4 protein-coding genes are annotated in these 6,399 nt (G+C 33.7%); 1 reads left to right on the top strand and 3 read right to left on the bottom strand.

Translation table 11 applies throughout. The features are described 5' to 3' along the window. Positions 1 to 188 precede the first annotated feature (188 nt). The gene (pafA, locus tag FQU23_RS12010) at positions 189 to 1,805 is read left to right on the top strand and encodes an alkaline phosphatase PafA (protein ID WP_147674033.1); all 1,617 of its coding nucleotides are present in this window, start codon (positions 189 to 191) and stop codon (positions 1,803 to 1,805) included. A 90-nt stretch (positions 1,806 to 1,895) separates the two neighbouring features. On the opposite strand, the gene FQU23_RS12005 is transcribed toward pafA, so the two are convergent. The 3 genes from FQU23_RS12005 to FQU23_RS11995 form a co-directional block, all read right to left on the bottom strand. Continuing rightward, positions 1,896 to 3,311: an alkaline phosphatase gene (locus FQU23_RS12005; RefSeq protein ID WP_147674032.1), complete on the bottom strand. Its 1,416-nt coding sequence runs from the start codon at positions 3,309 to 3,311 to the stop codon at positions 1,896 to 1,898. A gap of 151 nt (positions 3,312 to 3,462) precedes the next feature. After that, entirely contained in the window at positions 3,463 to 4,683 is a 1,221-nt protein-coding gene (gene lysA, locus FQU23_RS12000) for a diaminopimelate decarboxylase (RefSeq protein WP_147674031.1), read from the bottom strand. A gap of 258 nt (positions 4,684 to 4,941) precedes the next feature. Then, entirely contained in the window at positions 4,942 to 6,396 is a 1,455-nt protein-coding gene (locus FQU23_RS11995) for a glutamate synthase subunit beta (protein WP_147674030.1), read from the bottom strand. Positions 6,397 to 6,399: the final 3 nt, after the last annotated feature.

Raw genomic sequence — 6,399 nt, 5'->3', positions numbered from 1 at the left:
ATAGGCTTTTTTGTTTTAAATCGGATTCTAACTTGGAATCTGGTATATATGTTCTATTCATTGATTTGAATAGGTTTTTTGTTTTTAAGTTTTTTTCGATAAAAATCTGATTTTAATAAAAAATGATTGGGTTTTTTCTTAATCTTTATTAAAGTTTATGGGTATTTTTGTTATCAAAAAATTTGATTATGAAAAAAATATTTTTGTATTTACTTTTAAGCTTTGTTCTTACAATTCAAGCGCAACAACGCCCTAAATTAGTGGTAGGAATAGTGGTTGACCAAATGAAAATGGAATATCTATATCGCTTTTCGGAAGATTTTTCCACAAATGGTTTTAAAAGATTGATGAATAATGGATATGCCTTTCATAATATGCATTATAATTATGTGCCAACGTATACTGCTCCCGGTCACGCAAGTATTTATACTGGTGCCACACCTTCCACACATGGTATTGTTGGAAATGATTGGTTTAATAAAGCTATCGGAAAAGACATGTATTGTACCGAAGATAAATCTGTTAAAACAATAGGCAACGGTACAGAAGAAGAAGGGGCAATGTCTCCTAAAAATTTATTAAGTACTACCATTACTGATGAGTTGCGAATGGCAACTAATTTTAAAGGAAAAGTAATTGGATTAAGTGTAAAAGATCGTGGTGCAATTTTGCCTGCAGGGCATTTTGCCAACTGGGCATTTTGGTATAGTAAAACAGGTGCTTTTATCTCTAGTACTTTTTATGGTGATGCATTACCGGATTGGGTAACCGAATTCAACCAAGAAAAAAGATACATGAATTATATTAATAAAGGTTGGGATTTATTGAAACCCATTGCTACTTATAATGAAAGCCTTGCTGACGATAATCCGTATGAAGGGAAATTAGATAAAACTAATGCGCCTGTTTTTCCATACGATTTGAGTAAGATATATAAAGAAAGGGGAGCTGATGTTTTAAGAAGTACACCTTTTGGAAATGATATTTTGGCTGAGTTAGCGATGAAAGCTATAGAAAAAGAAGAGTTGGGCAAAGATGATATCACGGATTTTCTAACTGTTAGTTTTTCGTCCACAGATTATGTAGGTCATACTTTTGGTCCACGTTCTATGGAATTACAGGATACTTATTTGCGTTTAGATCAAACATTAGCTCAATTTTTAAACTATTTAGACAAGACAGTGGGAAAGGATAATTATCTGCTTTTTCTGACTGCAGATCACGCTGGAGCTGAGAATCCAAATTATTTGAAGGATAATAAATACAATGTAAAAAATATTCCTTCAAAAGATATCGTTACGGGATTAAAAAAATATTCTAATGAAACTTTTGGTGCTGATTTAATATTGGATTATTCGAATTTTAATCTGTTTTTCAATAAAGAAATTATAAAACAGAAAGTTTTAGATTTAACGAAGGTGAAACAAAGCTTCAAAGAATTTTTGATGACGCAAGAACAAGTAAAAAGAGTATATACTGAAGAGGAAATTTTAGCTTCTTCTGGTGATGATTATTTTTTAAGCTTTATTTCTAAGGGGTATGATCCTAAACAGAATGGCGAGATTGTCATTCTGGATAAGACGGGGTATATGCAATATCAAGCAACTGGGACTACACATGGTTCGCCTAATAGTTATGATACACATGTGCCATTACTTTTTTATGGATGGCAAGTGCCAAAGGGAGAATTACACTCTAAAAAATATATTACGCAAATTGCACCTACACTTTCGCAGATGTTGAAGATTCCTTTTACCAATGGAACAGAAGCAGAAGTATTGGAAACGCTTTTAGAAAAAAATTAAATTATTATATTTTTTTTGCTGTGTAATTAAAAAAAAACTCCTGTCTTTGAATGAGATAGGAGTTTTTTTAGCTTGTAACTTAAATAGATGCTAAAATTTATTTTCTACTTCAGCAGCTTCTAACATTAAATAATGTAAGTCCGTATTTTTAATGAAAGGCTTCAATAGATCACTTCCAGGACCATACATCGCTAGTTCACTATAATCAGCAGAATGATCCATACTAATCCAGCCAACTGAATTGTATTTCTTTTGAATATCAGCTAGTAGTTTGAAAGGCAAATGTCTAGGATTATAAAGACCTTCTTCTAATTTTATATTCGAATAAAAATTTAAAATTTCCTTAGCTTCGTCCTGTTTTAGAATTGTTTTATTTGCGTATTCGATTCTGTCAATTAACTGAGAAACTGTAGTTTCTTGGCCAATTCCATTTAAAATCCATTCATTAGTTTGTTTGTAATTTTGGATACTATCAAAATTAGCATCTGCATCTCTACCGTAGATAATTCCCGGATTGGCATTTCCATGGTCAGTGGTAATAATTACAAGGGTGTTTTTGTCTTTTTCAGCAAAATCAATAGCAAGTTTTACAACTTCATCGTGTGCTACTTGATCGTAAAGTAGACCTGTAATATCGTTTCCATGTGCCGCCCAATCCACTTTTCCAGCTTCTACTTGAAGTACAAAACCATTGGGATGATTTTTCATTTTATCAATAGCACGTTGTGCCATTTCTGCTAATGTAGGAATAGTTCCAGTTAATTCTTTACTACTTTCTCTATCTTTAGAATAGGGTAATCCATCGTTATAAAATACGCCAAGAATAGGTTTGCTATTACCGCAAGCAAACATTTCACTTTTGTTTTTTACTACAGAAAATCCATTGTTAGAAAACTCTTGATACAGATCCCGTTTATCTTTGCGGCTTTCAGAAGAAAAATAGTTATTTCCACCACCCATCATAATATCAAATTTCAGGTCAAGATACATTTCGGCAATACTATCCTGACTATTTCTGCTTTTTGAAGCAACACAAAATCCAGCAGGTGTGGCATGAGTAATAGGAACGGTAGTCACACAACCCGCCATTTTTCCAGCTTTTTTAAATTTCTGCCAAATTGGAAGGTAGTCTTCTCCGTTTACACCAACATTTAAAGAACCATTTTTTACACGGAAACCACTTCCCCACGAAGAACTTGCTGCTGCAGAATCAGTAACGATTGATGATGCCGAAGCCATATCCATCAAACCTCGAGTTACTTTATTGTCTTTATATAATTGAATCCAGTTACTCCCTTTTCCAGTTTTTCTATTGAGGTAGATATCAGCCATGTTTAGTGTACCAATGCTCATTCCATCGCTAACAATCACAATGATATTTTTTGCTTTTGTATTCTTTTTTAAAGTGTCAAAATCAAGTTCTTTTGCATTTCCTTCGAAAGGATTTAATATGGTCGCTCCAATAGCAAATAAAGAACCGTTTTTGAAAAATTTCCGTCTATCCATTGTTTTTGATTTTTTTTGTAAGAAATTCAAATGTAAATAAACTACTTCATTTAGTATGTTAAGAACTGATTATTTTTGGGTAAATATGTTTTTCGATTGCTTTTTTTGATAAAAAAAAATCCCATTCGGACTAACGAATGGGATTGTTGTTTTAGATTATTGCCGTTGTTACGGGAAGTGGAATTTGATTTTTAAGTAAATCTTCAAAGGTTTCATGAGCTCGTATTAAATGCCCTTCGCCGTTCATCCATAATACTTCAGCTGGTCTGTATCTTGAGTTGTAGTTAGATGCCATAGAATAACAGTATGCACCTGCATTTTTAAAACTTAATATGTCGCCTTCTTTAATTTCTGAAATTCTTCTATTATTAGCAAATGTATCTGTTTCACATATATAACCTACAACCGAATAGAATCGTTCTTTTCCCTTAGGATTAGAAATGTTTTCGATATGGTGCTGTGAGCCATATAGCATTGGACGAATTAAATGATTGAAACCACTATCAACTCCAGCGAAAACAGTCGAAGTTGTTTGTTTGATTACATTCACTTTCACTAAAAAGGAGCCTGCTTCACTTACCAAAAATTTCCCTGGCTCGAATATTAAAGTTAACTCTTTCCCGTATTCAGTACAAAAAGCGTTGAATCTTTTAGATAATTTTTTACCTAACTCTTCAATATCAGTTTCGATATCATCTTTTTTGTATGGCACTTTAAATCCACTACCGAAATCTAGAAATTCAAGGTTTTTAAAGTTTTTGGCTGCGTCGAATAAAATTTCGGCAGCATATAAAAATACTTCGATGTCAAGAATATCTGAACCTGTATGCATGTGTATACCTACGATGTTCATTTTTGTATTTTCTACAATTCGAACTAAATGAGGCAATTGATGGATAGAAATTCCGAATTTACTATCGATATGTCCTACCGATATGTTAGTGTTACCACCCGCCATTACATGAGGATTGATACGAATACAAACCGGCACATTAGGATGTTTTGCACCAAATTGCTCTAGTATAGACAGATTGTCAATATTGATTTGAACTCCCATAGCGTGTACCTCTTCAATTTCTTCAAGAGAAACACCGTTTGGAGTGTAAAATATTTTCTCTGGATCATATCCAGCATGAAGACCTAATTGAACTTCTTGTATAGACACCGTATCAAGTCCAGATCCCATTTCTTTTAATAGTTGAAGTATCGCAATATTAGACAATGCTTTCATGGCATAATTGATACGCAACTTTTCTACCTTAGAAAATGCCTTAGTTAATCTATTGTATTGAGATTTTATTTTTTCGGCATCGTAAACATAAATTGGACTTCCAAATTGTTCGGCTAATTGTAGTAGATCTTTTGATTGCATCGTTATTATTTTTTAGCAAATTTATTATTCTTTATTGATATAACAAGGGAATATTTAAATTCTAACAATTTGTAACAAAAAGTTACAAATACAACATTAAGTACGTTTTACTTAATTAGATTCAACATTCTTAAATAAGGCGATCTAAAATTGAAATAGTTGGCATAAATCTGACCTAGTGTGAATTATTGATACCTTCAAATAAAAATGGCTGTCAGAAAAAAAAATCTGACAGCCACTTTTCAATAGTAGTATCATTTATAGACCTGGTAAATCACCATTCCCTTTTGTAGGTAAATTAGTGTAGCCCATCAAATAATTATCAACTTCTCTTGCTGCTTCACGGCCTTCGGAGATTGCCCAAACAATTAAAGATTGTCCTCTTCGCATATCACCAGCGGTGAAGATGTGCGGGACATTTGTTTGATAATTTTTTGCTTTATAATTGCTACGCATATCTATTTCTAATCCCAGTTGGTCACTTAAGGTTTTTTCAGGACCTGTAAATCCAAGAGCAAGTAAAGCCAAATCACAAGGCCATGTTTTCTCAGAGCCTTCCTTTTCGACTAATTCTGGTCGTTGTCCTGGAGTCATTTTCCAAGCTACTTCTACAGTTTTTAATCCTACCAATTCTCCTTCTTCATTTGCAATAAATTCTTTGGTATTGATTAACCAGTTTCTATCACAACCTTCTTCATGCGAAGAGGATGTTTTTAATTGCAAAGGCCAGAAAGGCCAAGGTGTAGTTTCGCTTCTTCCAACTGGTGGTTTAGGCATAATTTCGAAATTAGTAACCGATTTTGCTCCGTGTCTGTTTGAAGTTCCTACACAGTCAGAACCTGTATCTCCACCACCAATTACGATAACGTCTTTCGCAGTCGCTTTGATTTGGTCAGGAATAACTTCTCCGTAAACTACTTTAGTTTGCTGAGTTAAAAAGTCCATTGCCTGAACAACACCTTTTGTTTCAATTCCTTTAGTAGGTAAGCTTCTTCTTTCGGTAGCTCCACCGCACAATACGATTGAGTCAAATTCATTCAATTGTTCTACACTATAGTTTACTCCAACATTTACGTTCGTTTTAAAAACGATTCCTTCGGCTTCTAATATTAGAACACGTCGGTCAATTATTCCTTTTTCTAATTTAAAATTCGGAATTCCGTAGCGCAATAATCCCCCAATAGCATTATCTCTTTCAAAAACAGTTACAGTGTGTCCTGCTCTGTTTAATTGCTGAGCAGCAGCTAATCCAGCAGGTCCAGAGCCAATCACAGCTACTGTTTTACCAGTTCGTTTTAATGGAGTTTGTGGTTTGATCCATCCTTCTGCAAAACCTCTTTCGATGATGTTTTTTTCAATATTTTCAATTGCTACAGGTTCTTCGATAATACCTAATACACATGATTTTTCACATGGGGCAGGGCATAAGCGACCTGTAAATTCAGGAAAATTATTTGTCGATTGTAAAATCTCTAAAGCACTTTGCCATTCTTCCTGATGAACCATATCGTTAAAGTCAGGAATCAAATTGCCTAATGGACATGCGCTATGGCAAAATGGAATTCCACAATCCATACATCTCGATCCTTGTTCTTTAATTTTATCTTTCGATAAAGGAATTGTAAACTCATTATAATTTGTGACACGATCCTTTACTTCTATATTACTTTCGTCAGTTCTATTGTATTCTTTAAATCCACCTATCTTTCCCATGAC

Source organism: Flavobacterium sp. XN-5 (assembly GCF_008033395.2).
GTDB lineage: Bacteria > Bacteroidota > Bacteroidia > Flavobacteriales > Flavobacteriaceae > Flavobacterium > Flavobacterium hiemivividum.
The sequence above is the reverse complement of the archived record's forward strand: the minus strand, read 5'-3'. Positions and strand labels throughout refer to the sequence as shown.